The 25,106-nt window shown below is 53.2% G+C and carries 29 protein-coding genes, 1 tRNA gene and 1 pseudogene; 12 read left to right on the forward strand and 19 right to left on the reverse strand.

From position 1 onward, the window contains the following. Positions 1-294: 294 nt before the first annotated feature. The 12 genes and pseudogenes from OC445_RS09530 to OC445_RS09585 form a co-directional block, all read right to left on the reverse strand. Positions 295-1,110, reverse strand: coding sequence for an META and DUF4377 domain-containing protein (locus OC445_RS09530; RefSeq protein ID WP_262020104.1), 816 nt, complete (start codon positions 1,108-1,110; stop codon positions 295-297). 371 nt (positions 1,111-1,481) lie between these two features. Continuing rightward, positions 1,482-2,213: a hypothetical protein gene (locus OC445_RS09535; RefSeq protein WP_262020105.1), complete on the reverse strand. Its 732-nt coding sequence runs from the start codon at positions 2,211-2,213 to the stop codon at positions 1,482-1,484. Positions 2,214-2,393: 180 nt separating this feature from the next. Beyond that, positions 2,394-3,044, reverse strand: coding sequence for a hypothetical protein (locus OC445_RS09540; RefSeq protein ID WP_262020106.1), 651 nt, complete (start codon positions 3,042-3,044; stop codon positions 2,394-2,396). Between the two features lie 198 nt (positions 3,045-3,242). Further along, entirely contained in the window at positions 3,243-4,178 is a 936-nt protein-coding gene (locus OC445_RS09545) for a hypothetical protein (RefSeq protein WP_262020107.1), read from the reverse strand. Between the two features lie 260 nt (positions 4,179-4,438). Further along, positions 4,439-4,828, reverse strand: coding sequence for an antiterminator Q family protein (locus tag OC445_RS09550; protein WP_262020108.1), 390 nt, complete (start codon positions 4,826-4,828; stop codon positions 4,439-4,441). After that, on the reverse strand, positions 4,825-5,427 hold the full coding sequence (locus OC445_RS09555; protein ID WP_262020109.1) for a recombination protein NinG: 603 nt from the start codon (positions 5,425-5,427) through the stop codon (positions 4,825-4,827). The genes OC445_RS09550 and OC445_RS09555 overlap by 4 nt, the downstream gene beginning before the upstream one ends. Beyond that, entirely contained in the window at positions 5,424-6,011 is a 588-nt protein-coding gene (locus OC445_RS09560; RefSeq protein WP_090290932.1) for a DUF1367 family protein, read from the reverse strand. Before OC445_RS09560 ends, OC445_RS09555 begins: the two co-directional genes overlap by 4 nt. Before the next feature lie 130 nt (positions 6,012-6,141). Further along, positions 6,142-6,936, reverse strand: a complete 795-nt coding sequence (locus OC445_RS09565; protein WP_262020110.1) for a hypothetical protein — start codon at positions 6,934-6,936, stop codon at positions 6,142-6,144. Continuing rightward, positions 6,923-7,837, reverse strand: a complete 915-nt coding sequence (locus OC445_RS09570) for a helix-turn-helix domain-containing protein (protein ID WP_262020111.1) — start codon at positions 7,835-7,837, stop codon at positions 6,923-6,925. Before OC445_RS09570 ends, OC445_RS09565 begins: the two co-directional genes overlap by 14 nt. Positions 7,838-7,884: 47 nt before the next feature. After that, a pseudogene (locus tag OC445_RS09575) lies at positions 7,885-7,986 on the reverse strand (phage replication protein); the annotation flags it as partial. A 1-nt stretch (position 7,987) separates the two neighbouring features. Continuing rightward, the gene (locus tag OC445_RS09580) at positions 7,988-8,296 is read right to left on the reverse strand and encodes a CII family transcriptional regulator (RefSeq protein WP_042572323.1); all 309 of its coding nucleotides are present in this window, start codon (positions 8,294-8,296) and stop codon (positions 7,988-7,990) included. Positions 8,297-8,298: 2 nt separating this feature from the next. Further along, a complete protein-coding gene (locus tag OC445_RS09585; RefSeq protein ID WP_262020112.1) occupies positions 8,299-8,487 on the reverse strand; it encodes a Cro/CI family transcriptional regulator in 189 nt (62 codons plus the stop codon). A gap of 89 nt (positions 8,488-8,576) precedes the next feature. Here OC445_RS09585 and OC445_RS09590 point away from each other — a divergent pair, with 89 nt between their 5' ends. From OC445_RS09590 to OC445_RS09630, 9 genes are all read left to right on the forward strand, one after another. Then, positions 8,577-9,293 (forward strand): XRE family transcriptional regulator, encoded by a 717-nt coding sequence (locus OC445_RS09590; protein WP_042572321.1) that lies wholly within the window; start codon positions 8,577-8,579, stop codon positions 9,291-9,293. A gap of 448 nt (positions 9,294-9,741) precedes the next feature. Beyond that, on the forward strand, positions 9,742-9,981 hold the full coding sequence (locus OC445_RS09595; protein WP_262020113.1) for a hypothetical protein: 240 nt from the start codon (positions 9,742-9,744) through the stop codon (positions 9,979-9,981). A 138-nt stretch (positions 9,982-10,119) separates the two neighbouring features. Beyond that, on the forward strand, positions 10,120-10,542 hold the full coding sequence (locus OC445_RS09600; protein ID WP_262020114.1) for a hypothetical protein: 423 nt from the start codon (positions 10,120-10,122) through the stop codon (positions 10,540-10,542). Further along, positions 10,539-10,730, forward strand: coding sequence for a hypothetical protein (locus OC445_RS09605; RefSeq protein ID WP_262020115.1), 192 nt, complete (start codon positions 10,539-10,541; stop codon positions 10,728-10,730). Before OC445_RS09600 ends, OC445_RS09605 begins: the two co-directional genes overlap by 4 nt. Next, positions 10,727-10,918, forward strand: a complete 192-nt coding sequence (locus OC445_RS09610; RefSeq protein WP_262020116.1) for a hypothetical protein — start codon at positions 10,727-10,729, stop codon at positions 10,916-10,918. The genes OC445_RS09605 and OC445_RS09610 overlap by 4 nt, the downstream gene beginning before the upstream one ends. Positions 10,919-11,047: 129 nt before the next feature. Further along, positions 11,048-11,785, forward strand: a complete 738-nt coding sequence (locus tag OC445_RS09615) for a hypothetical protein (protein WP_122814617.1) — start codon at positions 11,048-11,050, stop codon at positions 11,783-11,785. Then, complete coding sequence (locus OC445_RS09620) at positions 11,782-12,345, forward strand: siphovirus Gp157 family protein (RefSeq protein ID WP_262020117.1); 564 nt, start codon at positions 11,782-11,784, stop codon at positions 12,343-12,345. Before OC445_RS09615 ends, OC445_RS09620 begins: the two co-directional genes overlap by 4 nt. A gap of 7 nt (positions 12,346-12,352) precedes the next feature. Next, a complete protein-coding gene (locus tag OC445_RS09625) occupies positions 12,353-12,595 on the forward strand; it encodes a hypothetical protein (RefSeq protein ID WP_262020118.1) in 243 nt (80 codons plus the stop codon). After that, positions 12,592-12,894 (forward strand): hypothetical protein, encoded by a 303-nt coding sequence (locus tag OC445_RS09630; protein WP_410055951.1) that lies wholly within the window; start codon positions 12,592-12,594, stop codon positions 12,892-12,894. The genes OC445_RS09625 and OC445_RS09630 overlap by 4 nt, the downstream gene beginning before the upstream one ends. Before the next feature lie 215 nt (positions 12,895-13,109). Here OC445_RS09630 and OC445_RS09635 read toward each other — a convergent pair whose 3' ends face one another. Continuing rightward, positions 13,110-14,162, reverse strand: a complete 1,053-nt coding sequence (locus tag OC445_RS09635) for a hypothetical protein (protein WP_262020119.1) — start codon at positions 14,160-14,162, stop codon at positions 13,110-13,112. Positions 14,163-14,685: 523 nt separating this feature from the next. After that, the gene (locus OC445_RS09645; RefSeq protein WP_262020145.1) at positions 14,686-14,901 is read right to left on the reverse strand and encodes a hypothetical protein; all 216 of its coding nucleotides are present in this window, start codon (positions 14,899-14,901) and stop codon (positions 14,686-14,688) included. 102 nt (positions 14,902-15,003) lie between these two features. Here OC445_RS09645 and OC445_RS09650 point away from each other — a divergent pair, with 102 nt between their 5' ends. Further along, on the forward strand, positions 15,004-15,366 hold the full coding sequence (locus tag OC445_RS09650; protein ID WP_262020120.1) for a hypothetical protein: 363 nt from the start codon (positions 15,004-15,006) through the stop codon (positions 15,364-15,366). A gap of 50 nt (positions 15,367-15,416) precedes the next feature. Here the strand turns inward: OC445_RS09650 and OC445_RS09655 are convergent, their stop codons facing one another. Both OC445_RS09655 and OC445_RS09660 read right to left on the reverse strand, forming a co-directional pair. Beyond that, positions 15,417-15,629 (reverse strand): hypothetical protein, encoded by a 213-nt coding sequence (locus OC445_RS09655; protein WP_262020121.1) that lies wholly within the window; start codon positions 15,627-15,629, stop codon positions 15,417-15,419. A 377-nt stretch (positions 15,630-16,006) separates the two neighbouring features. Then, the gene (locus OC445_RS09660; RefSeq protein ID WP_262020122.1) at positions 16,007-16,606 is read right to left on the reverse strand and encodes a hypothetical protein; all 600 of its coding nucleotides are present in this window, start codon (positions 16,604-16,606) and stop codon (positions 16,007-16,009) included. 117 nt (positions 16,607-16,723) lie between these two features. On the opposite strand from OC445_RS09660, the gene OC445_RS09665 reads away from it, so the two are divergent. Further along, on the forward strand, positions 16,724-16,960 hold the full coding sequence (locus OC445_RS09665) for a DUF4224 domain-containing protein (RefSeq protein ID WP_262020123.1): 237 nt from the start codon (positions 16,724-16,726) through the stop codon (positions 16,958-16,960). 3 nt (positions 16,961-16,963) lie between these two features. Next, positions 16,964-18,028: a tyrosine-type recombinase/integrase gene (locus OC445_RS09670; protein ID WP_262020124.1), complete on the forward strand. Its 1,065-nt coding sequence runs from the start codon at positions 16,964-16,966 to the stop codon at positions 18,026-18,028. 137 nt (positions 18,029-18,165) lie between these two features. Here the strand turns inward: OC445_RS09670 and OC445_RS09675 are convergent, their stop codons facing one another. The 3 genes from OC445_RS09675 to OC445_RS09685 all read right to left on the reverse strand — a co-directional run bounded on the left by OC445_RS09675 (position 18,166) and on the right by OC445_RS09685 (position 24,924). Continuing rightward, a complete protein-coding gene (locus tag OC445_RS09675) occupies positions 18,166-21,870 on the reverse strand; it encodes an SIR2 family protein (RefSeq protein ID WP_262020125.1) in 3,705 nt (1,234 codons plus the stop codon). A gap of 486 nt (positions 21,871-22,356) precedes the next feature. Next, positions 22,357-22,430 (reverse strand) — tRNA-Cys (locus tag OC445_RS09680). A gap of 214 nt (positions 22,431-22,644) precedes the next feature. Next, entirely contained in the window at positions 22,645-24,924 is a 2,280-nt protein-coding gene (locus tag OC445_RS09685) for an acylase (RefSeq protein WP_262020126.1), read from the reverse strand. Between the last annotated feature and the right edge of the window lie 182 nt (positions 24,925-25,106).

A 25,106-nucleotide genomic window follows, 5' to 3' on the forward strand; every position in this document is an offset into this window, starting at 1 on the left:
TCCGGCTATCCGCGCTCTGGCCTTCCCGAGGGCTGTCCTGGATACAGATGAAATCATTTGTCGCGCGCATAAAAAAGCTCGACTGAGTGGCCGGGCTCTCTATGGGTGTCGCGCTGAAACAGCTGAACACCGTGTCATGAAATCAGGTGTTTATCCGCGTGGAAAGGCTTTTCACGCAATCTGGTGAAAAACCTCCAAAGCGTAATCTGACTACTCAGCGCCGGCATCTCGAGTACTTGGGACAGGTCGGTATGCACCGGTTACGAGTGGATACCGGCCTGCTTTGCGTCTCGCTTACTTATTCGCCTCAGAAGCGTCCTGTTCGACGACCAGATCTAACACATAGACCTTCGAGGGGGCGTCCGTAGGCGGATTCTTCCATTCGTATTCCTTTACCCTCAGCACGGTGCGTACGCCGTCATGATGTTCGATTCCTTCGATAGACTGATACAGCGGATGCCATGTGTCTTGGGTCGGAAGCTGCAAGCCGGCTTCGTCAAATCGGCGCTCGCGCACTTGTAAACATTGAAAGTTAGGGATCATTGGATGGCTGCACTTGACCGTCTTGGGAGCCACCTCCAGGAACTTGATCTCACCCTTGCTACCGTAGCGCGTCTCAGGAGTAGCCTCGCCTTGTAGCTTGAGCACTGATCCGTCCGCTGTAGTCAGTTGCAGCGTAGGCTCCGTGCTATCGCCGATGATGACTGCACGCAGGCCCTCCTTGAACAGTCGACCCACCTGGGCGTCAAGGTCCATTAGGCTCTTGTCGCAGGCCATAAGCGTAGAGGCCAGTGGCTGCACCTTCAAAATCCCGTCCTGGAAGTGGTATCCACCGTGCTGGCCATTGCAACCACCGCTGATGTTCAGGTTCTTGTCACCGAATGAAACGCGCAGCTTGCGATCGATACCTTTGTTCAGAGCAGCGAGCGGTTTGCCCGAAGCATCAGTCGCCGAAACCAGGCTCCAGTAGTAAGCGGGTAATGCTAGCTGGGCTAAAGCAGCGGAAGTAGTAATGGCCATGGAAGGTGATTCTTCATGGCCATTGGAGGTGGCGGCACAGCCCTGGATCAGTGCAGCGCAAACGGCTACAAGAAGAGTATTTTGTTTCATGGTGCACTCTGTCAGCTTTGATTAGTAAGGGCGTTGTACTGCGCTGGCGAGATAGACGCACGGCTAAAACGGCATTTTTAGGTCGTGCGAGGTTTTTACTCAGTGTAGGCCCAATGCCCGCCCGGGCGACCTCATCCTTTACCGATAGCCATCGGACATCATCTGCTTAGTTCGGTTACTGAGTAAGAGCAATGGAAATATTGCAAAGTATTAAATAGGACATAAGCCTAATTTTCGAGCATCGTATTCATGATCGTCAAAACGTGACCTAAGATTGTTTTACGAGACAATGGTGGAAATCGAACAATACCCGCTATTCAACGTGTCGATGACACACGAGGCGACTCACTTCTGCGTGAGAGTAACCCTCTTCAGGCAGGCTTTTCTTCATCCTTAAACATCCCATGAATCCCCATGAATTGGATATTCAGAAAATGATCATTCCGAATCAATACGGTGATCTGATCCTTTTTGAACATCACCTGCCGAGCATTAATCGACCCATCCCACGTCTGAAACAAAAAGGTTTCTGCGACTTCATATCCAACACCCCACCAATGTACAAATATATTCAAGAACGAGGTCATCACCTGGAGCGCAGCCTTAGCATCTTCATGGGTATAGAGCTCAGGGTCATCACCCAGTAGCTTTGGCTTAAGATCCTTACCTTTCCGGGGCTCTGGCTGTACAATGGAGTGTTTTATGATGCCATCATTACCAACTTCAGTCTCGACTGAAATCGACCTAGTTGTAACTTTCGGATGAACCATGGAGTTTCGGTTCTTGATAAGATTCTTCACCGCCTGAACATCAGAATCCCCAGCACTTAGGTGGTGATCCGTATGCCACTGTAGTACAAAGTCAAACTTATCCAATGTAGAAAATTTATCAATCTTTTCTTGCATGACTTTAGTCATCTTTATCGATTGAAGGAATGAATTTGCTGCTGCTTCGATCGCGTAGTTTACAGACAAAACTGCGGACTTGGCCAGCACACTGTTGAGATCTGCATTCACGCACTCTTCCGCTGCCTCATAGAGGCGAACAGCGTCCGAGAAAATCAACAAGAAATTGTTTTCCCACACGGTAACTTCACGAATCATTTTATCCTCCTGCGCATATCATGCTTGTCTATATGGCGTTCTTTAGCCGTAGCATAGCTACCATGCTATTTCGTGAAGATAGTTTGCGCCGAAACTCCTAACAAGAACATCCAAGCTTTGAAATAAGCGTTAAAAAAGGGGCAGGCCACGCTTGAGCAACAGCGACACCGAAACCAACTTTTAAATTATACCAGCTTCCTTTTGCAATCTTCCAATATAATCATTTAAGGAGCTACAAAAAATAGGAATAATCTCACTTATAACGTCCCAATTAAAAGTCAACAAGGCGCTGCTCCAGCCCACGCCATAAACAATCCCGTCTTCTTTGGGTTTCTTATCGCCATGTGTCATGGTAAAACTTTCCTGATCGAAGTGAGCGCCATGCTTGTCACGGTATCTTCTGGCATCTTCTACAAATTCATTGAATTTCATTTTAAGATCGCCAGAAAAAGCACCCAAAAATATCTCATTGAGAATTGGCTGCCAAAATGATTTTTTGTTGTCGGCAATAACCCCAGCTCTTCCATAGCCACCATTAAAAATAGTGCAAAATTTAATAATTATCTCTTCAGCTATTAGCTCATCAATAAGATGAATATCATGAATATCAGGAAACAAAGAGCCATGCTTCTCCTCAAAGCTTTTTAACGCCTCATCTTCTAGAGGCAGACTAGTTTTCAACCTTCTGCGCTCACCGTCATACAACTCAGTAACATGCAGGGGTCTTCCAGTATTGCAAAAGCGATCAACGCGCTGCTTAAGGGCAAGAAGATCAATAATCCTATTGAGGGCTACTTGCCATAAATATAGCCTGCCAAGGGTTTCTTTCATAATTAAAAACAACCTTTATTCAGCACACATTAATAAATGCCAACAACTTAGTCTGACCATGCACAAGAATCAAAAAAAGAATAAATTTACAGGCGCAACCACCCATACTTTATCTGCCGTAAAAGCTCCGAATGCTAGGCAAGTTTAGACACCCCCTACTTATGTCAGTAGGGGCTATTTCAGGCATACTCGTTTTTGTTAGTCTACTAAAGGGGCTTTCGGATGCCTGTAGAGGCTGTCGCCGATGAAATCTCCTGTCCCCCAGTTGTAGAACGCATCCAGATGTTCAAACAATGGATGGCGCGCAACTGCTTCTGGTTCGTTCAGAGGAGAGTACAGTTCTTCCTCCGTACGATTTTTGAAATGATGGTGTAGACTATTTGCCAGGACGTCTGCCGCCAGCACCAACCCATCACTATCATCGATAGGTTTGATGCTCAGACTGCGAATTACCGGTGGGATTTCCATCTCAGCTGGATACTGGACACTGATAGTCATTTGACCATGTACGACTTTTTTTTCCAGAGTGTCATACCCAGTAGTTTGGATAACTTGGGGATCCGTCTCAAGTAGCTCGGTAGCTACTTCTTCAAACTTCTTATTAAGAGGGCTATCTACTTGATCTGTTCGAATTTCTAAGTCTACATTAGTAAGCCCACGCTCAAGGAGAAACGCTACAATGTGAGCATGGAGACCCGCAAAAAGCTGCACATGCATCGATGGTAGCTCTTCACGAACGCTACCGGTCTTGACGCGAGCAGGACTGATTCTCTGCGCTTCCACGGCCGCCCGACTCGTGCGAAGCAACTCGTTCTGCTGAGTGTAATAATCATTCAAACCAGCAACATGGATGGCATACCAGAAGCAAGGAAGGCCTGCTGCTTGGATCTCGTCGAAGAGTGCCTGCCTTAAGGCCCCCTTTTGCTCATCGGGCAAATCGGCTATATGCAGCTTGCCTTCTGCCGGCTTGAATTGTAGAGCAATGGTATCAAACTTTTCAGAGAGGTCAGCATGAAGCTGCTCGGGAACCAATATTCCAGCAAAGACGCCAATTTCGCCAGGAAAGGCCTCTTTTTGGTCCGCATACCCTTTTGCCCCGGATTCGTCACAATAAAAAAAGACGCGCTCTGACATTTCATCCCTCCATTGAAAAAATTTAGGCTAGCATTCTGCCATTAAATGATCGAGTGAGCCTCAATGTTGGAAGAATAAAATGGATTGACTATGGCTTCATAAAGCAAAAGGCAGCGTTTGTTCGACTTTAGCCATTCATTGATACTACACGCATCGGCCAGGTCGGATGCAAATGGGGCGTGAAACCCACTAGGTTACACATTCTAGTGTGAATGCTAAGCGCCCTACTGTGAAAGTACTGTCCGAAAGATCAGAGCTATTTACGCAGCGACACGGAACACCTCAAGGGCGCAGTCAACCCAAGCGACACCGGCTTTGATGACCTCTCTGACCTTCGCCTCCCCGATGCCACCCGTCCTTGCAATTCGAAGTGCTGGCCACTTCGCCCCGAAATACAGCCAGATGAAATTGCCCATTTGCTCATCGCGAATGGAGAGCCTGGCCACGGCCCTATCAATCGCCAAAGCTACTTCATCTGTGACGCTGTAATGCTTGATGCCACCCGTGCTGGCGTTGTTGTCTCGGATCAGGGCATAGAGCGGTGACACGTAGTGAGGCACGCCCATCCCATCCATTCGCCACCAGCCCCACTGCTCCAGTAGATACTCGGTATCGCCCAGTGGCTTGTTGACGTAAGTACGCTTCTTCACGCTGCTCTCCTCTTCAGTTCCCTTATCTTTGCTCGGTATTCAGCCTTGATGGCCTTGATCTGTTCCACATCGTACTTACGGGGCGCATGAGGCCCTTCTAGCCAGGCAACTTTGTCCGCGCCGATCCGCAGGACTAGGCGGATGCGGTACTCCACGGAATTGCCGGATAGATTGCGGTTGCACTTCACGCATTGACGATGGATGTTCAGCGGCTCAAAACGAAGCTCCGGGCAGGCTCCGACGGATCGATAATGCCCGGCATCCCAGCGGCTGCCCGTCATGAGGTCGTTGTCGTTCGGCGTAGAGTCGCAGCTGATGCACGGCAGATGAGCGTCACGCAGCCGAACGTACCCGTTCACCGCCGCCTGGGCTTCACGTAGGTGATCCGCCCTGCCCTTCAGCTTCTCCTTACGATCCTTGATTTCCCGGCGTTCAACCTTCGCCAGTTCTTTGCGTTTTTTCTCCTGCTTGGCCCTGGCGATTACTACAGCGCAATCCGGAGAACACCAGGTTTGGAAGCTCACTCGTGGGATGAATGAGGCCCTGCAACTTGGAACACGGCACTTCTTCGGGCGAGGCTGATTGGGGGAAAGGCTCACGCATAGCTCCCAATCATCTCCGCGGCGGCCAGGGCCTGCTCTTCGCTCTCAAAATGAGCAGACAGCACCAACCTCCAGCAGGCGTTGAATACGTCGCGATAGAGAGGTTCGAACTCCGTCTCGTCCATACTCGCCCAACTGATCGACTTGGCTTTCTTTCGAATTCCCTCGGGCGTTTGGATCAGGTGGAAATGTCCCGCTTCGATGGTCACCCACTCACGAAACGCCTCACGGCTCTTTTCCACCGCTGGGAACCGAGCGGCGCGGGCTTCCTGTAGACCGGAGATATATGCCTCCACGGCGTGGGACAGCTGCCCAGGCTTACCGCTCTGCGCTTCGAAGTACTTGGCAAGACCCAGGATGCCGCGCATTTCCTGGCGAGGGATAAGCCCTCCCACCGGCTCCCAATACTCCCAGGCTAGATCGAGCATGGAGAAGAATTTGCCGTGGAACTTGCCATTGCGCATGCGCGTGAACTTGCCGTGAATCACCTGGCCAGCTTTCCACTTCTGGACAGCTTCACGATCAGCCTCGGTAGCCGGCACGAGGCCTTGGGCAGTACGGATCAATGCGAGCTCAGCCATGGCCTTCCCCCCTCTTGATCATGATTTTTGGCTTTAATAAAATCCATCGAACCAGCCTCCACCGCCCGTAGGCCTTGCGGAAGTCTGTACGCGAGCGAGAGGCTGGATTCCCCTTTGCAGTTCGGCCCCATCACACGCCCTCCCTGCTTAGCATCATCGCGATAGCAGCCCGAGCCTTGCGCTTTCGTAGGTAGGTATCAACCCGATCGGCCTGAGCCTTTTTGCGTCGTTCATGCTCCTGCCGGGCCTTCGCGGCATCAACGATCTGGCGCACCTCAGCAAGCTTCTCTCGCACGCGAGGAGACGGCTCAACAACATCGCCTGATAGCAATCCGGCAATGGCCCGACCATCATCCGTGATCGGTGCAATACGCAATTCAGCAAGGTACTGAGCGCCCTGCTTTTGCGGGATAAGCTTCATCCGCACAGCAGATTCAATGGCAGCGATGCGGCGAACAGGATCAAAGCCCAGGGATACACTCCAGGACACCGGGGAAGCCTCTGTACGGGCCTGTGTGACGAGGCGCTCGTAAGCACTGATGAACGCCATACGGGCTCCGACTTTGTCCCCTAGACGCAAGATGGGGGCTGCTGCGTTCATGGCCTGCTGGATCTCAGCGGTCAACACCACGGTTTCGCTTTCGTCACTCGCTGTGAGTGCAATAGACCAGGCCTCATCCTTGCCCGGGCGTCCATCCGAGAGCTGCACGCGTGACAGGATGTCCGCCATTGCAAGACGCCCTTTCACCTCGTTTCGGCAAGCCCTCAAGGCTGCTCGCACAACCGACACCGGGTATACCGCAAGATCCTCGGCCATGAGTGCTGCTGTGCTGGGGCTTATTTCCTGCCCCATCGCCTCGGCCGTGCCGCAGATGGCGGCAGCCAAACCCGCAACCTGGGTAGCGTTCATCTCAGAGGTATTCATTGCGCCCTCCTGCTTGACGGTTGGCGAGGACCAACTGAGCGGCCTGCTCCGCTGCGGACAAGTTGGCTTCGGTACGTTCCATTTGGCGGGCCGTGGTGCCATTCACCCGCTGACCGGTTACCCATTGGGTGTGGTAACTCTCGGCATTCGCCAGCAGCTCGTTGATGCTGTGGCACTTGCGAAGAACCGCGGCATCGCTGGTTTTCAGGAAGTGAGCCGCGACGTGGTGGGCGACTTCGGCGCCGAGCCTGTCCACGAGTAGGGCCATCTGCTTCCCCGTCTTGGCGTTCCAAACGGGCCAGGCGCCGTAACGCTTCCGGTAGGCCATGGCGTAGTTCGCCCAAATCTTGAATGTCTTACAGGCATGATCCTTGGGGCCAGGCATGTCTGCGGGTATCTCCACCCGCGGCTGCTGGGGAGCGAATGGCACGACCTCACCCGTCACGACCTTGGCGGGAGCCTGGGGCGTAATTGGTTCAATGACCGGTTCATTGACTGGTTCAAGAGAGTAACTGGTTCTGGGTGCAGCTCCTGCACTACCCCCTGGTGCAGGAGATTCACTAGGGGGTGAACCTGCTGCACTACCCTGGTGAATCTGCTGCACTACCGCTGGTGCAGGAGATGCACCACCACCGTCGAGAGTTAGGAAGTAGACATTCGAAGAGTTGCCCTTTGGGCCACCCTTTCTGATTTCTTTTCGAAGCAACCCTGACGCGCACAACGCGGCGATATGGTTCATGACAGAACGCTTGCTGATCTCACACTGGTCCGCGATGTGCTGGTAAGACGGCCAGCACTCACCCATATCGCTTGCATTGTCTGCCAGTTTTATCAGCACCAGCTTGCGCAGTGGATTACCGACGCGAATCTTCATCGCGGCGACCATCAGGCCCATGCTCATACTGCACCTCCGGCGAAGACGCGGAAATCAATCGTCTGCATGCCTTTCCAGCTAGGGCACTCAAATACGAAAGCGGATAGCAGCGCTTGCCGGGAGTTCAAGCCCAACTCCTGCGCCTTCGTTTGGTTGATGGTGACAGTGAATTGCATGTCAGCCCTCCTCCAACTGATCGACATTTTGGACGTGCTCCATCCAACGTTTTGCCTGATGGAAAATCGCCTCGATGTCTCGCTGGTTGAAGCAGCGCATTTCACTGGGAACGATCTTCAAATCAAGAACAGCCAGGATCTGTGCAAACTGTTCGAATTTTTCCGGTTTCATCCGGCTGATCGTTGCTTCATCGCAACCCACTGCATGCGCGACGGGTGCGTTGCCAATCGATGCAAGTCGCTGCATGAGAACGGTGTAGTTCTTGCGCGCTCTTACGGACTGCTCTTGGCTTAATGGGCTCGTAGACATGATCAGGCCACTGACCGAGAGCGGGTCTCTCGACCTGCTTTCAGCACTCCATCGGTGAGTTTTTCCAGTTGGTACTGGCGCAACTCGGGGACTTCATCCCCCCACTGCCGAACTGCCTCATAAGTAATTTTGAGAGCTCGTGCAAGCTTGGGGATGGAGCCGTAATACTCAATCGCTGTTTGGCGTTTCATAGACACCTCCAATGCACTCACGCCAAATTCAAGCATGCTTGCATTTAATAAGCAAGCATGCTTGGCAAGCCAACTTGTAAATTGAGCAAATGAACATCACTGATCGAATGACAAAACTCGTGCTTGCGCGGAAACCCGAAACCGGCGTGCGAGGCGTTAAGCGACTGATATCCACTACGTGTGGTGTCAGCTATGAAGCCGTGCGCCAATGGTTTGCGGGAGATACCAGCAATATAAAGAATGACAATCTGCTAGCACTCGCTCGCGGCTTAGATACAACTGTCGATTGGCTGCTTGATGGTGTTAGCGAACCACCGAGGCGACGTGCAATGGATAACGTTGTGACAGGCGACTTCAGGCACCATCAAAAGGAAGATGAGCTTGTGATCCCTCAGTACGATGTTGTGGGATCGATGGGCCCAGGTAAGGTCTTGCCAAAAGAGTATATCGAGACGGTACGGAACATCACTGTTCGTACTGAATACCTACGGGAACAGGGGATCACATACACAAACGGAGATAACCTGTCCGTTATTACCGGGTTCGGCGAAAGCATGGCCGGAACATTTTCAAGCGGTGATCCTTTGATCGTTGACCAGGGAGTTAACGAAGTCATAGTGGACGGTATTTATGTATTTACGCTTGATGGCATGCTGTACATCAAACGCTTGCAACGCCTACCCAAGATGCTCCGTATGATCTCAGACAATGAGTCGTTCCCGCCCTACGACATCAAAGGCGCAGAGTTGGAGAGCCTGGTTATCCACGCTCGTGTGCTTCTTGCCTGGAACGCACGCAAACTTTGAGCAAGCAGATTCGGCTCATCAGCATTTGAGATGCTCCTGACTGACAGAGATATGTCAGGCGAAATCTAGACACACTCAGCTAAAACCCGCCGTAGTAGAGAGCCCGCCATGTGCGGGCTTTTTTTCGTCCATCAAAAAAAACGCAAGAAAACTTGCACATTAAACACAAGCATGCTTTTATTAATACAAGCTTGCTTGCATTTGTAGGCAGCAGCGAAAGCAACCGCCCTTCATTTCACCGTTTCACTTTGCCGGATCACCACCGGCCCAGATTCAAAGGCAGCGATGAACCGGCCTCAACGGTTCAGAGGGTTGGCAACTGACCCAGGCGTGCAGCGTAAAGCGCCAAGACCAGTTTTCCGGCGGACACAGAGTCGCGGCCGGAGGAACAATTTGAATCGATCTGTACCGCTCCAGTAGAGCCGAACGATCAAGGACCTTTTCACTGATGCACCTGGTTACCCGGGTGCATTGGGAAAACAACCTGGAGAAGGAAATGAAACCGCGAAATATTCGACCTCGCGCGATATTGGTAACGACGATTTCGGCTTCGCTCGCACTTATGGTCCTGAAGATAACAGGCGTTGTCGGCTGGTCTTGGTGGCTGATAACGGCACCGCTTTGGGTCACCTATCTTGCAGGATTCATCTGGCTGATCGCCATCCTGGTTATAGCCGGCCGCCGTTGATTCACCTACCCAAACAAACAGCATCTCAACTCTACCAACACAACCCGCATGCACTCCCCTCCACGCCCAACGGCAACCAGCGGAGCAGACGAGTGCAGCCGAATTTTGTTGGACCGTTACCCACCTATGGAGGCGATCATGAGCTCAGCATTGAAGATTTGTCAGGAGCGTTACGACGCTCAGTTGCCGCCTCCAGTGAGCGAGACGGCTTTGGAGTTTGCTCGCAAGGAGTGGATCGACAACGCTGTGGAAACGCTGGTTGACCGCCGCAGCGATGTGCAATTCAAGCGACGGCTACATGCCCCCCAGGGCGTGACATTCAAATCGTTCGCCTCCGAGGTCGAGCAGTTCGCAATCAACAGTGACAGTAAAAGTCCCTGTGCAATTGGCGAAATGGTAATCGCCGGACTGCTGGGTGATCGGTTCCTGGCCCGAGACGGCGCCGAGGACCTGATGGCGGTAGCCGAACCTATAGAACAGCTCAGGATGATCGCTCAACGCCTCGTTGAGCCTTTGGCTGACGACGCCCTGATCGCCCAGGCAGAGGACGATGATCTATGAGCCCATACGTTGAAATCGACAAGGCGCTACTGGCACTTGAGGACCCGGATAAACCCCAGATCGAAGAAGCCCTCACCGAAGGCTTAATTGTTCGGCACTACACCTCGGGCGCCATCAACGCGGAAGAATTCCATTGGTACAGCGCACGGCTTCTGGACGTCTGCCGGCGGCGCAAGGAGATGAAATGACTACCTCACCGGTTAAATCACTCATCGATGAAGAGCTCGAAGATATCAGCGCTCACAACCTACGTGAAGCTTACAAACTGGCCGAGCGCCGCGGCTACTTCGGGGCGCCGATTGAGCAGTACGCAGAACCCAGCTATGGAGGTCGAGTACTCCAGATCCTTCGCTATCGGGTACAGCAACAGAGCTGACCAGCCTTCTCTTTTGACCTGCTCTTCGCATTGCCCCCACGCGTTGAGTCGCGAATTTGATATGCGGATCAAGTCGATCCAGCCCCTATCCTTCTCTCAATGCTGCGTCTAACGCGGCAAGGATTTCTCATGACCACAAATATGCGGATCTGGGACCAGGTCGATACCACTGACCCAAGCGCAACAAAGAACTTCACGGGCATGGGCGGTTTTAAAGGCACCGCCATCAAGCCCACTTACCTGATGCGTAAGGCCACTGAAGTATTCGGCCCATGCGGCGAGGGTTGGGGCTGGACGGTCCTTGAAGACCGGTTCGATGAAGGCGCCCCTCTCCAGGCACCAACCAAAGAATGGCCCGATGCTCCGCGGATCAACGCGAAGCTACACACGCTCAAAATTGAGCTCTGGTATCTGGGTAAAGACGGCCAGAAATGCACCGTCCAGCACTACGGGCACACCCCCTTCGTATTCCTGCAGCAGGGGAAAATTCTGACCGATTGGGAGGCGGCCAAAAAGTCCCTCACAGATGCCATCGGCAAGTGCTTGCAACCTCTAGGTTTCTCGGCTGACATCCACATGGGCCTGTTCGACGATGCAGCCTATGTCGACGCCGTACGAGATGAGGTGGCTATCTCCAAGGCAGAAGACCGTGTTGCTGAAGAAGAAAGGCAGCAGCAAGAACGCCTGGACTACATCAGGTCAGTCATTGAAACCATGAAAGGTGCTCAGTCGGCGCAGGAGCTCAAAAAGATCCACGACCACGCGGTACGTCGACTTACAGCGCGCAATGACGACAACGCCGTTAAGCGAATCGCCAAGGAGCTAAAAGACCTCTCCCCCAATTTTGCGCAGGAGTCAGCAGCATGACCGAGCTCTACACACTGACTAGCCAACTGACTGAGTTGGCAGGCATGTCTGATACCGACGACGAAAGTCTAATCCAAGCTATCCAGGACACCATGGACGGCATCATCGGTGAGTTTGAGGTTAAGGCTGAAAACGTTGTCATGCTTGCACGCAACATTGGCGGCGATATCGACGCGATTGAAAAAGAAGTCGACCGGCTGAATGAACTCAAACGCATCAAGAAAAATACCGTAGGCAAGCTCAACGATTATTTGCGCAGGAACATGGAGGCTGCCGACATCAAGTCGATCAAGCGCCCCCTGTTCACCATCACGCTTGCACTGGCACCTGAGAAGGTAATCGTCGACAAGGAAGACGAACTTCCCGACGACCTTACCGTGGTTAAGACGGACATCGTCGCAGACAAAAAGGCCATTGCCGCCAAGCTCAAAGAAATTCGTGATCACAATGAAGCGGTGCGCAAGCGCATAGCCGTCGGCGAGGATGCGGAGCACGAAATTATTCCCGAACCGAACTGGGCTCACCTTGAGCGCGGCGACAGTTCGATTCGCATCAGGTGAAGCCAGCATGATCAGCAATCACCTCAGCCTGATCGAGCAGCAACGCCAACACGCAGAATCAATATCGGAAGGTGTTGCTCAGTTTCTTGTAGCCGGCGGGACGATCTATCAGGGCGAACGCCCAGCCATCAACCTGCAACCTCCGAAGCGCACCGCAAAGATCGATCCCGAAACAATCCTCAGGCGCCATAAACCTTCGATAACAAGGGCCGAGCGTAAAGCGCTGCGCAAACTCGCGGAGGCGCTATGAGCAGGAAGCGCAAGCCTCACAACCTCAAGGCCCGTATTGATCGTTCGTGCCGCGCTCTTCCAGCCACCATCGACGTCGCGGTTGCGAACATTGACCCAAGCGGCCGCCAGTGCATGGTCAATTACAGGTCGTTGAAGAACATCGCACCGGGGAAGATTGGCCTGGCTGTCTGTGGGGTACCCCAGTGCTGGACGATCTACCTGAGCGCGTTTTACATCAGCGCCCGCGGCGACCGCTACAGCAAGTCAGTGGAGCTGGCGCCCGATGGCGTTACCTCTCCGACCACCTGGAGGAGGTGATCGAGCATTGCTACAAGACGCTGCGCGACGAGGCCAATCAAAGCCGGATGGGGTGGCTTCCGACTGGATCGTATACCCAACACCCTGTCTCTGGACGAAGAACACGCCGCGCGGATCTTCGAAGCCGTCGGTGCCAGGATCCAGAGTCAGATAGCTGCTTGAGACGCTTTAGAACCCAACACCGCATAGGTCTAGCTTAAATCCGTACGCCATCATTACCAATCGCCGCCAACATGCTTAAGCAAATTGGTTTTTGGATCGAGCTCTAGTACAACCACATCCGTTACACTATCCTTTGCTACCCACGCCCCTTTGGGGATAATTAGAATACCTTTAACCATCTTCCGCTCACGGGCAGAAGCGATCATCGCGGCGTACTTATGTATAAGCTTAGAGAGAATTAATTGAGCTTTAATGATTCCAGAGCCAGTGACAACATTCTTAATTTCCACCACATAATCAACAGACTGCGTCTTCAACAATGCATCCACTTCAAAATTAAGTCCTGGAGCAGAAAACCTCACCTGCGCAAGTAGCTTTGCCCCTTCTAGCGCTGAAGTATATCTTTGTAACGCAGAAAACGCGTCACTTTGAAATTTCATTATACTCCTTGCACGATCTTTAACTAGCTTTTCAGAAATATCATGCACCAGCATTGTTTCGGGAGGATCATTTACATCTTGAGAGAGATAAGAGGCGTTAGGTGGGGCATTTTGCTCTCCCGCGGAGGTGGTAGCGGGTTTGACAAATGGAGCTTTTGATTCACTCGACCTATCAGATTTAGGTGATAAGTCTTCTGGCTTTTTACCACGCTTTTCGGCTTCTTCTGCTTCGACAGCTTCGACAGCTTCAAGAATTGCTTTTTGTTTAGACTGCTCAGGAGTGGCCTGCTGTGCTAGAAAATCCCAATACTTATCACGATTAGTAAACATAGCGGCAAGCTTTTCTAGAAACTGCAACTCAGTAACTAACGTCGCAACAATAAATATAGACAACCCGTAAGTCCAAACATTATTAGCAGCAAAAGCAAGAGACAGAACAAGTCCACTGCCTATCAGCTTAACTTTGGAAGTATCGGCGGATAAAATCGAGTAAATCACCATCCATGCCAGGCCGGCTATACCGAAAACCTGAGCCATTATCGGAGCGGCATGCTTTATGTCTGCATAAAATTCGGAGTTCGAGATATTTATATAAGAATGGTACCCATATAAAAGGACGCCCAGCACTAACACTCCAGCAACAAACCCTCTTAGAATTCCTTTCATTATTCTTCCTCTGTTTTTTTGAATCCATCCGCCCTATCACATCAGGTTTGAAATGGGCGGGTATCAAACACTATTTGAAGCCAAATTGCCACCATCGGTAACGGAGGGCAGCGAATGAATGGAGATAATCCATGAGCCACAACTGCACAAACGTACAGCAGCACTATAAGGTACCCGCCGAGATCGTGCGCCGCGTCCTTGCCCACGGCGAGCCGGGCGTGATCCTAAGGCCACTACATCGGTGTGGTGCTGTACAGCAACACCAAGAAGCAGATCAGTAACTACCACCCGACTCACGAAATTCAATACGGCGAAATGGCCGAGAAGGTACCGCTGAAGGAGTGGGAGGTTATCCCGCACCGGTGCAATAAGGGCAAAGTGGATCTGTATATCGGCGATGCCACCACTGGACGCAGCCGGTTTGGGCAACAACTCGCAGCTAGGCCAAATACAAGGCCTGGAAGGAGCTGCAGGACAACTGCTATGAAGGAAAATCAATGTGATGATTCATGGCGCAGCGCGCCTAAGCAGTCCGGGTGTACTGGAAGGAAATTATCGATTCCTTTAATGCTTCAATTCCAGCCAGTGCCTTTGCTTCGTCTTTGCATGCGTACGGGCCGCCTTCCTGCAAACCTTTGATCACTCTTCTCTGGACCTCGTCAAGGTCCACGCCCATGTGCTCCAGTTCGGCAACTACCGCGCCGAGCGCTTGCCAATACGGGTTGTCTCGCAAATCCATAGCCTTTTCCTTCTAGGTTTTCGCATTTCCAGAATGTAACCAATACCTCATGTCAACGAATCACGCCAGCCGACGAGGCAGGCGCACGTTTAGAGATAACCCATGAGCAAACGAGGCAAAGTCGTCCAGAAGTGGGAATGCGGTGCCTGCAATGAGCTATACGACTGGAAGGACGATGCTAAGCAGTGCTGCCAGCCAGAGGTGTCTGAATGCTGGATGTGCCCAGCTTGTGAGCAGGCCCACAGCGACAAGAAAGACGCCGAGCATTGTTGCCCGGATGCCGAGCTAGCCATCACCTGCCCGTCATGCCTCAGGGACTATGATCTGGATGAACTGAGCTTTCACGCCGTTCGGATTGCGGGGCACTGTACTGAATGCAACCTGATGTTCACTGTCGAGCAGCAGATGAAAATCCAAGACTTTCACTACCTGGCCACCGGCAAGAGTCAAAACCTTTTCAGCTGACCCGCCCTCACCTACTGCGCTAAATGAAAAGGGCGGAGCCAACATCTCACCTACTTGACGCTTTGAAGCAAAGCATCGACAGCTTCGCAAGCCGCAACTTTCCGCTCTGGACTACCGACGTAGGTGTACATATTGTTGCCCATAATGCCTGCCTTCGCTGCGGTTGCCAGGTGTTCTAGATTAACACCGGCAGCCTTCGCCTCGGATAATAGAGCGACAATCGCCTGTTCGATGGCCACCAGACTGTTTTCTATATCACTCATTTCAGCTCCTTTATCCGGCTCCATGCCGGATCTGAATCTATAGATCACATAAACCAATCACGCCACCCTGGCGAGGGCGGAGGCTGAACAGCCGGACCTATGCCCCCCCATAAGTTCATCAGAAAGCGGGGCAACATTCATCTTCAGAAAGAGGGAACGCTCTCGGGCATCTGCATGATCATCGCCGACGAAGCGCTAGTACTCTACAAGCAAAAGCAGACCTCCCAGAGGGCGCCTTCAATGAGTTCCTGGCTTATGCCCGCAAGCGCGCAAAAGAAATGGCTGTCAGGACTAAGAAATCAGGCCGACCTCTCTACGCCACCGCCCGGGCATGACCGAGAAAAGAATATCCATGTCTATAGAACTGCACCGATTAATTATTGAGCATCAGTAGTGAGATACTCCAATAGCCAGGAATGTCTTTGCTCCATCCTAGCAAAAAGTGGCGCCTGAGTTTTTCTCAGCTCGCGATAGTAATCAAGGCATCGCAGGGGCCGCTCTCCGGCCATGGCCGAATTGATTCCGTCAACCAGTGTCAGCGTTGAACCTAAGTAAATTGCCTTTTGAGCACTACCTACAAGCTCAAGCTGGTCATAATTGGTTTGAAGTGCGCACACCTTAAATGCCTCCGCAGTCAGCGCCCTCTCGCGTGCGCTCATGCGAGATCCATTGACCTCAAGATGAATGAGCAAGCTTACAAAGTCGTCCTGCGCCGCTATCTCCTTGGAGTTAACTGCGTGACTCGAAGTAAAAACGTCTAAAACAGAAAATATCGTCAGAGCTGCTCCGAGAATAGGAGCCAGCCAAAACATCGGATCGATATAAGACTCCCATAAAATTACTGTGGCAGAGCCAGCAACGCCGGCCACCAAAAAGCCGCATGCCCCCCAGAAGCGGCCCTCCAGCCCAGCGAAAACTGCCAGTACTAGCCCTGTAAGAAAGAAAGCAAGACCCATCGCTAAACGTATTCGCCACATAGGAGACTCTAGGTATTAGGTTTTCCGAATTTTCTATACATCATAAATTGTTTTGTTTTTGCAACAACGTCCCCTTCCCCTTTCAAAGTCAGCCGCTATGGCGGCAAGGACCACCTCATGGAAATACAAAGCGAAACCCTCGCCGAGGAAGAGCTGGCAGCTATCACTGGCTACATGCTCCCCTCAAAACAAATCCAGTGGCTGACTGACAACCGCTGGGAGTTCGTTCTAACCGGTGCCCGACGCCCGATAGTGGGCCGGGTATACGCTCGACTAAAACTTGCAGGCGTTAAGCCCTCGGCGTCTAACGCAGTCGCCGAAGCCTGGACGCTGGACCTTTCGAATGTGAGCTGACCCATGCGCCAGAAAAGCACCACCAATCGAGATCTACCGCCCCGGATGATACGGCGCATCCGCAAGGGTAAGAGTGGAAAAACCTGGACATCGTATTACTACGACGGCAGAACTACGGACGGAAAGCGAAAGGAAATTCCGTTGGGCACCGATCTGGACCAAGCGAAGGTCGAATGGGCCAGGCTCGAGCGCAAGGCACCACCGAAACCCAATCACCTGATGGGCTATCTGTTTGACCGGTATGAAAAAGAAATCATCCCAGGCAAGTCAATTCGCACCCAGTCCGATAACCGCAAAGAGCTCAAGCAACTTAGAAGAGCGTTTGAGAGTGCTCCCATTGAGTCGATAACGCCGCAGGTGATTGCCCAGTACCGCGATGCAAGAACAGCTAAGGTGAGGGCCAACCGTGAGATCGCCCTGCTCTCCCATGCCTTTACCATTGCACGCGAATGGGGGCTGACTGACAAAGCAAACCCTTGCTTTGGCGTTCGACGCAACAAGGAAAAGCCACGGGACTACTATGCAGGTGAAACCGTATGGAACGCGGTTTACGCGGAGGCAGTACAGGAGCTCAAGGACGCGATGGATTTGGCCTACCTTACCGGCCAACGTCCCGCCGATGTGCTCAAGATCGCAGCCACCGATTTGAACAACGGTTTCTTGCTGATTGGCCAGGGCAAAACCGAAAAACGCCTACGCCTTCGCTTGGAGGATGCAGGCGTTCAGTCCGGGCTGAGCGCCTTTATCGAAGACCTGCAGGAACGTAGAGCAATCAACGGCATTCGGACCTCAACATTGATCACCAATGCGTCAGGGCTTCGAATGAGCCAGCAGATGTTGCGCAATCGGTGGGACGACGCACGGGAGAAGGCGGCGATCAAAGCCGCGGTTGATGGTGATCCGACACTAGCCACCAGCATTCGGCAGTTCCAGTTCAAGGACATCCGGCCGAAAGCTGCTAGCGAGATAGAGCTGACGCACGCGAGCCGCCTACTAGGTCATTCCACAGAGGAAATGACCAAGAAGGTCTATCGGCGAGTCGGTGAAATTGTGAAGCCTACGAAATGACTCGTTGCTACCAGTACGATAGGCAGAAAAAGGCCAAGAGCGGACGCTCCACTAGAGCTAATACGGTCAAAAACAGTCGTTGGGCACCCTGGCAGTCCGAGGAAAGTCGCTGACTTTTCGACTTGAAAGACCAAGGTTTAGCTTCGTTCAACAAGATCCACAAGGCGTAAATAACGGGAGTCCGATTTCAGATCAGGCTGGGTTTCCGCGATCAGAGTTAGCACCTTCGGCAACTCGTATGGAGGACGTGTAAGAATCTGGGGTGTAACTCTATTCATCAAATCCAACGTTGTTTCCGGGAATAGAACGGTAATCGGCTTTTCATCGCTTAACTCTCGAGTGAAACGGTAGAACGGATGATCATTTGTCTCCACCGCCACCAAGAATTTCTTCACCGACTCATAGACCTCGGGAAAGCTATCGCCGGTGTCACCAAGCATGCCTATCCAGGCTCTCATCGATGCTGAGGTCCTGTATCGGCGTTCTCTGGGCCAGTCCTTGTTGATTAAAGGAATGACGTGTTTGGCCCAACCGCCCTCGTTTTTCTGTCCAACCTGGCCCAGCCAGGAGATAAACCGATTTCGAGTGTCATCAGACATTGCTCGAAGGACAGAACGCATTTCGCCTTGTGAAAAACCGCCAGGCTCATTCGGGTGAAATACGCACATGTATCCTAGCCATTCGGCGGCTCCTATTGAAAGGTCACGATCCCATGAAAATCCTTCGACCCATGGAAATAGGTGAAGCAGGAGCGGTTTGATGATTTCTCGCAACGCCCGTCGAGGCACTTGGTCACTATAAAGAAATCCGTTCCACGCTGGCTCCGAAGCTGGATGTTCGAACGCCAACATGGGCACAAGTCGTTCCGTGGCCCAGGAGGGATCTACGAACATGAGCCAGTTCAGCCTCCTACTTGCTATTGATACCGCATGATCTGAGCCCTCACCAGGTACAGCTAAGAGGCGCTCGACACGAGACTTGATATGGTCTGGAATTAGTGAGCAGGCGGCCTCCTGCTTATCTCTGGGCACTGCGTTGAAAAGGGCCTCGGTACACATGCCGACGGGGCCGTTGATTGCATGGCCATATGTACGCAAGGACCGCTCAATAACTTTTCCGCCTTGGTGGGTTTCACCAAGACCACTCTTCGCCGCATCGGCTCCCCCGCTAAGGATGCCTTCGACGATATGATCGTAGACCGCCCAACCGAGATCAGCATCAAATTCAAGGATTGCCACCAGGTGCTGTTGGAGCCATCGGCTCAAAGTATGGTTCAGTTTGACGATAATTATATGCGGGAGCCGTGCTACTCGGTTCAGGAATACTCGTCTCAGCCTGATTGTGGTGTCTGCAGGAAACTCATTGATCATGGACGACCAGAGCGCTTCTGGGTGGTCGCCAGCTCTACTTGCAATCGTTAGCGCAGACAATGCCTTTCGCGGATTCACTTTCACCAAGCCAGTAAAGGGTCGCTTCTCGATGAAGCTGCCAAAGTCACGTTTCAGCTCTTCCTTTGCCTTGGAAACTACCTCGCTTACGGGAAGATCCAAGACCGCATCTGGTTTTTCGTCCGTACCGACCCAGCCGGTGTGGGGGCCGTGCTCAGTGACCGTCGAAGTCGCCCAAGCGTCGCTCCAACCATGAATACCTCCGATCATCTCGGCAAGCCGGTCACTACGAATGGTTGTAAGCTCACAACCCTGTAGTTCGAGATATCGAGCGTATCTTGCAGTGAACTCATCCCGCAGGTCATGGAACTCTTCGTCAGACCATTGAATACGCTTATCGGGGCCCGTCAAGATACGGTCGATGACCTGATTCCGCTTCACCTGAGAGAACTCTTTCCATCGGTCAACCAGTAAGAAAAGAAGCTCTCTGGCCACATCAATGTCCCAGAATGCCTCCTGATCTAAGAACAAGACTTGCTCGGCAACCCAGTCGGCCTCGAAGACGTTTACTTTGCTATATGCGTAGAGTTTTAGCTTTCGGAAGAAGAATCGCTCCGTTGCGGGCCAAGTCGTTACATGTGCCTTCGCCAGTTCTGGCAATTTGGCAGCCATTTGGTCGAAAAGTTGAATAAACCAAGCCACGGCCTCCGCTGCTTTCGTGATGTACTTTTTCCCATCAATCTCACGTTCCGGATAGCAGGTGGGTATACGGAAGTAGATGGTCTCGATATCCCCCAATAGCCCTGAGGCGACAGTAAGTTGCTCCTGCAGGATGCCAAATACCTGTGGTAATACGTCGTCGGGGATGTCTAAATTTTCGTTGTGCTTATCAAGGAACATGACTTCGTACTGACCAAGATCGCCGAGATGAATGTCCCCCCAAGATGCCAACGGAGGCTTGGACTGCCCCAAGCCAAAAGGTCTCTTGATCTCCAATCGCGGAGTCGTAACCTTCCGGAATTCTCTTAGGACACTAGCCGTCCATCCCTCAGAATTAATACGCTTCTTTAAGTCAAACCATTCGCCATTCCACTGACGATTGCGAGGGTCTCGATGGTGTTCGAGGATGAGGTTCCAGATATGACGAGCTCGTTCGTTGAGAGCCTTTGAATGCTCCACTTGCCACTCAAGCTGCTGTAGAAGTCGCGGATGCAGACCGTTCTGACGAATGGTCCACCAGGCCAGCACAGGGCTTTCGATGGTCTTGCTTACCCAGGTGATAAGGTGGCCAAGCCTTATTGGCGTCGCCTCGAAACCTCCTACCTGTAGACCACCCAACCGATGAAACTCATGTGGATTGTCGTCTTCGTCTCGCCAGACTAATAGATTGTCGTTGCTTACACCCTGCTTGCGATCACCCTCAGAAATATCGCGCAGATCGTCATCAAGCCCGTAAGCAACTACAGGGTTAAAGCTCTCTGCATCGCCGCCGTAGCCGCGACTTGGCTGGGCAGATCTGACATACGCATCCATCACACATACCCATTCAGGATGCGGTGTCGGATCAGCTTCCGAGAACAATCTCGCTCCCTGTACTGTGCGAAGGACGTGAGCCACTTGGCCACGCTCATGAGGGGCAAGGACCTTCGGGTCCTGCTGACTTTGAGCGATTATAGATGCACGCCAGCTGCGCGGATCATCGGCTCGTTCGGCCCAAGCTTCCATGCTCATCCAGAGGTGCGAGTGATCGGAATAGGCTATGGCTGTAACCCCTCGGTCACGCCACTTAGCTTCGATGTCCTCAGGAAGCCCACGGTCAAAGGCATAGAGTCGGGACCGATCATACTGGCCGTCATGGTTCAGGCCCTGAAGAAGATATTTAACGGGAGGGTCTTCCGCCTGATAGCCGACTAAGACAACGGTATGTCGTTCGAGGAGGTGCCTGATGAAGTTGGTGGCCCATCCCTCTGAGAGGTATGCGCGTCCGAAGTCCGCGCTGCTCAGTACGTAGGGATGAGTTTCAGAGACTGCTTCCACCAGTCGCCCGTGAAGATATGTGATGCCCTCTATCTTCGATCCGAAGTTCAGATCAGGAAAAGCAGGCGGCACATGCCAGGCCAGATGCCCTCCTACTTGCCCTGCCTCGAATAATCGGTCGAAGTTCGTCGTGACAATTTGTGGCACGCCACTTTGACTCGAAGAAATCCGCTTGATCAGATCGTGCTCACGTCCAATATCTTTGCTTTGTAGGGGAGCACTTAGCCGCTCTGTGACCAGAGCGTTAACTTCATCCTTACCGTATTCAAGGTGCAGGAGGTTGAAGATTTGGTCGAGTGGGACATTCGCTGCAGATTGACCGTCCAGCCATGGCCGAAACGCGGTCATAATTTCTGAATCGGCAGGCGGGTCAAAAAATTCAATGACGTGACGAGTAAGCCCGACGAAAGTAGGCATACCCGATGGAAGCGAAACCCCGGCACCGCACAGGAATACGACGCGGCCAGAGTCACAGCGCTCCAGGAGGATATCTGGGATCGAAGGGCCATCGGGATGGAATCTCATACGTTCAATTCATCAATGCTGTTTAAAGTTGTCATATCGGAGTGGCGATTACGCTTTCGACGATAGGAATACTGATACTGAGTCGCCAGTATAGGCGCGCATCTACGGTAACTGCCGTCTATATCATGCACATCAATCTAATGTTCATAGCTAATACCTGATCCTGAAGGTACCGCTTTGGCCGTTAGTGGACGCTCAGGCTCCTTAGCCTTTAGCACAATCCCACGTCCAATCGAGGAAAGGCATACCCACAACGGTGTCTTAAATTTCCCGAAAAAAGGCAGGATTGCGGAAGCGATCCGAAAAATTGCGGAAGCGATCATCAAATCGTAGGCAATAAAAAACCCCGTAGACGTTAATCTACGGGGTTTTCAAGAGTGGAGGCCGAGGTCGGAATCGAACCGGCGTAGGCGGATTTGCAATCCGCTGCATAACCATTTTGCTACTCGGCCTCAAACGATCAATGCCCTGGTTGCTGACATTCACCGCATACAAACTTGAGTGGGCTACGTGAAGCCTGCCTCTACTCTAACTCATTGAATACATTGAAGTTTTTAATGCTTCGTTGCGTTCGATGGGCGCCATTATGTACTCATTTGCCTAGGCCTGCAACCCCTTGATTTCAAAAAATATTCTGCCTTGGCATCAAGGGGTTGCGCCTCTGCCCTACTCCTTCACCGTGTGGATTTGGTAGTGCGGGTCGGCCTTGATCTGGGCCTCGGTGAAGGGCAATGGGCGCAGTTTTTTCTCGGAGAAGGCTTGGGTCTGGTCCTTTGAATAGGCGGACGCCGGGTTGCTGGACTCGGAGAATGCCAGGACGCCGACTGCGTTGGGGCCTTTGTCGTCGAAGCTGACGATTTGCAGGTAGCTGGTGCCGCTGACGACTTCGCGTTTGCCGTCGGCGCGGGGCACGGTTTGCATGGCGTTGTAGATACCGAGTTCTTGCGGGCCGCCGTGGATGGGGGTTTGGCCGGAGACTTGGATATCGCCCCAGCGGGTCTGCCCCAGTTTGCTGACCTCAGCGCTGGAGGCCAGCATGGCTGCGCGCAGGGCCTTGGCGACCGGGGCGCGGTCGATGGCGAGGCCGCTAGGGGTGGTCAGGGGATGGGCCGGGTCGAAGGCCACGCGCCAGGCGTCAGGGATTTGCTGCAGGTGCTGCACCAGGTTGATGAAGTGCACCAGGCCGACGCCGCTGTCGAGGTTGGCGCGCTGGTCCCAGTTTTTCAGGCTGGTGCACAGCGGCTGTAGCGTAGCGGCGTCAGCGCCCAGGTGTTTGGCGCAGAACGTCAGCAGGTCGGGCATGACTTGGCCCGCCAGGTACACCTCGTTGTCCATGACCATGTCTTGCAGATCAGTGACGGTGATCGGCTGCTGCTCGAGGGTTTGCAGGCGCTGGAGCGCGAAGCGCGCACGCGGGCCGAGGCCGATGTTGTCCTGGCTGATCACCGGCGAAAAGCCACTTAGCGGCGCCTTGGGGTTGGCCATCCAGGCGGAATCGTTGGAGTGTTGCACGTAGTCGGTGCGTTGCAACTGGGGCAACTGGTCGGCCGGGAAGATACCCGGCTGGGCCGCGCGCGGGTCGATGTCCCACGCGCAGGCACTATGGGCGCCGTCGAGCATGATCATTTGCAGGCCGGCCCGTGGGTCGCTGCATTTTGCCAGCTTGGCGGCGCTGACGTTGGGCACTACCGACAGGTTCATGTACAGGCTTTGGCCCTGGTCATCGGCGGCCAGGGTGTTGACCCAGGGGATGCCTTGCAGGGTATGCACTGAGGTTTGCAGCTCCTTGAGGCTACCGGCGCGGTTCATGGCGTACCACTGTTGCAGCACCCGGTCGTTGCCCAGGTTGGCGTCGCGCAGGCTGAAGGCGTAGTGGTTGTCCCAGTCGAGCTTGCCCGGCCATTGCACCACGGGGCCGAACTGCGAACTGTAGACGGTGTGGGTCACGGCCTTGAGGCTGCCGTCGGCTTGCTTGACCTGTACCGTTACGGCGGTTTTCTCCAGGGGGATGGACTTGCCGTCCAGCAGGTAACGGGTGGCGTCCTTGGGGTCGAGGGTCAGGCGGTACAGGGTGAAGTGTTTGGACGTGTCCACGGTGTGGGTCCACGCCACATGCTGGTTGAAACCGATGTTCACCACGGGCAGCCCTGGCAGTGCGGCGCCCATCACATCCAACTGGCCCGGGATGGTCAGGTGCATCTCGTAAAAACGCATGCCGCCCACCCACGGGAAATGCGGGTTGGCCAGCAGCATGCCACGGCCATTGAATGAGCGGTCACGGCCCACGGCAACGGCATTGCTGCCTCGATCCAGCGTGAAGCGTTGCTGGTTGGCGGCGGCCGTGGCAAAGGCTTTGGCACCGGACTGCACACTGGCGGTGGCCTGCGGCGGTGCTGCCCCGACCAAGGCTTCGGCGAATTGGCCGATGCCCCCTTCCACCAATAGCCTGCGGGTCAACTTCACCAGGTCTTGCACTACCAAGGGCCGTACCCACGCGGCCTGGCACTGTGCGGGTGCGCCCTTATCCTTGAGATAACGGTTGTAGCCGGCCACGTACCCTTCGATGCGCTGTTGCATTTCGGGCGTCTGGGCTTTCCAGAATGCCGCAACGACCTCGGGTGTATTCAGCCAGTTGAAGAATACATCGCTGGCAAGGTTGTTGCGCTCTTCCAGGGTCGCCTGGTCCGGCCCGAAAAACCTCGCCCGCTCGCCATTGACCGTGACTATTTCATTGGCCAGCAAGCACAGGTTGTCCTGGGCATAGGCGTAACCCATACCCACCCCCAGGCCCCGCTCATCAGAGGCGCGAATATGCGGCACGCCATAACTGGTACGCCGTATATCCGCCGACGTTTGCGTCACTTGCTCGCGTGCCGATACGGCCAGGCTCAAGGCGAGTAACAGCCCTGCCGTGCCCACTCTGGACAACCCCTTGGAAATAATCACGCCGACTCCACAGTCAAATTGAACAGCCTTACGAGGGATGGTTACCCCACCGTAAGAACGCACATCGCCCGGCAAAATTTAACCGCACAAGGTTGCCTATCGACGGCGCAGGGGATGTGACAAACCTGATACCGACAAATTTTCTACATCCATCGTTTCATGATTTGCGTCACTCGTTCGTC

This window comes from Pseudomonas sp. Pse35, from assembly GCF_024519715.1.
Taxonomy (GTDB): domain Bacteria; phylum Pseudomonadota; class Gammaproteobacteria; order Pseudomonadales; family Pseudomonadaceae; genus Aquipseudomonas; species Aquipseudomonas paracarnis.

Bases quoted from the DNA above. Each gene is read 5' to 3' on its own strand.
- OC445_RS09530 (WP_262020104.1), bottom strand. From the start codon at position 1,110: ATGAAACAAAATACTCTTCTTGTAGCCGTTTGCGCTGCACTGATCCAG.
- OC445_RS09535 (WP_262020105.1), bottom strand. From the start codon at position 2,213: ATGATTCGTGAAGTTACCGTGTGGGAAAACAATTTCTTGTTGATTTTC.
- OC445_RS09540 (WP_262020106.1), bottom strand. From the start codon at position 3,044: ATGAAAGAAACCCTTGGCAGGCTATATTTATGGCAAGTAGCCCTCAAT.
- OC445_RS09545 (WP_262020107.1), bottom strand. From the start codon at position 4,178: ATGTCAGAGCGCGTCTTTTTTTATTGTGACGAATCCGGGGCAAAAGGG.
- OC445_RS09560 (WP_090290932.1), bottom strand. From the start codon at position 6,011: ATGGCTGAGCTCGCATTGATCCGTACTGCCCAAGGCCTCGTGCCGGCT.
- OC445_RS09565 (WP_262020110.1), bottom strand. From the start codon at position 6,936: ATGAATACCTCTGAGATGAACGCTACCCAGGTTGCGGGTTTGGCTGCC.
- OC445_RS09570 (WP_262020111.1), bottom strand. From the start codon at position 7,837: ATGAGCATGGGCCTGATGGTCGCCGCGATGAAGATTCGCGTCGGTAAT.
- OC445_RS09580 (WP_042572323.1), bottom strand. From the start codon at position 8,296: ATGTCTACGAGCCCATTAAGCCAAGAGCAGTCCGTAAGAGCGCGCAAG.
- OC445_RS09585 (WP_262020112.1), bottom strand. From the start codon at position 8,487: ATGAAACGCCAAACAGCGATTGAGTATTACGGCTCCATCCCCAAGCTT.
- OC445_RS09590 (WP_042572321.1), top strand. From the start codon at position 8,577: ATGAACATCACTGATCGAATGACAAAACTCGTGCTTGCGCGGAAACCC.
- OC445_RS09595 (WP_262020113.1), top strand. From the start codon at position 9,742: ATGCACCTGGTTACCCGGGTGCATTGGGAAAACAACCTGGAGAAGGAA.
- OC445_RS09600 (WP_262020114.1), top strand. From the start codon at position 10,120: ATGAGCTCAGCATTGAAGATTTGTCAGGAGCGTTACGACGCTCAGTTG.
- OC445_RS09605 (WP_262020115.1), top strand. From the start codon at position 10,539: ATGAGCCCATACGTTGAAATCGACAAGGCGCTACTGGCACTTGAGGAC.
- OC445_RS09610 (WP_262020116.1), top strand. From the start codon at position 10,727: ATGACTACCTCACCGGTTAAATCACTCATCGATGAAGAGCTCGAAGAT.
- OC445_RS09615 (WP_122814617.1), top strand. From the start codon at position 11,048: ATGACCACAAATATGCGGATCTGGGACCAGGTCGATACCACTGACCCA.
- OC445_RS09620 (WP_262020117.1), top strand. From the start codon at position 11,782: ATGACCGAGCTCTACACACTGACTAGCCAACTGACTGAGTTGGCAGGC.
- OC445_RS09625 (WP_262020118.1), top strand. From the start codon at position 12,353: ATGATCAGCAATCACCTCAGCCTGATCGAGCAGCAACGCCAACACGCA.
- OC445_RS09630 (WP_410055951.1), top strand. From the start codon at position 12,592: ATGAGCAGGAAGCGCAAGCCTCACAACCTCAAGGCCCGTATTGATCGT.
- OC445_RS09635 (WP_262020119.1), bottom strand. From the start codon at position 14,162: ATGAAAGGAATTCTAAGAGGGTTTGTTGCTGGAGTGTTAGTGCTGGGC.
- OC445_RS09645 (WP_262020145.1), bottom strand. From the start codon at position 14,901: ATGGATTTGCGAGACAACCCGTATTGGCAAGCGCTCGGCGCGGTAGTT.
- OC445_RS09650 (WP_262020120.1), top strand. From the start codon at position 15,004: ATGAGCAAACGAGGCAAAGTCGTCCAGAAGTGGGAATGCGGTGCCTGC.
- OC445_RS09655 (WP_262020121.1), bottom strand. From the start codon at position 15,629: ATGAGTGATATAGAAAACAGTCTGGTGGCCATCGAACAGGCGATTGTC.
- OC445_RS09660 (WP_262020122.1), bottom strand. From the start codon at position 16,606: ATGTGGCGAATACGTTTAGCGATGGGTCTTGCTTTCTTTCTTACAGGG.
- OC445_RS09665 (WP_262020123.1), top strand. From the start codon at position 16,724: ATGGAAATACAAAGCGAAACCCTCGCCGAGGAAGAGCTGGCAGCTATC.
- OC445_RS09670 (WP_262020124.1), top strand. From the start codon at position 16,964: ATGCGCCAGAAAAGCACCACCAATCGAGATCTACCGCCCCGGATGATA.
- OC445_RS09675 (WP_262020125.1), bottom strand. From the start codon at position 21,870: ATGCCTACTTTCGTCGGGCTTACTCGTCACGTCATTGAATTTTTTGAC.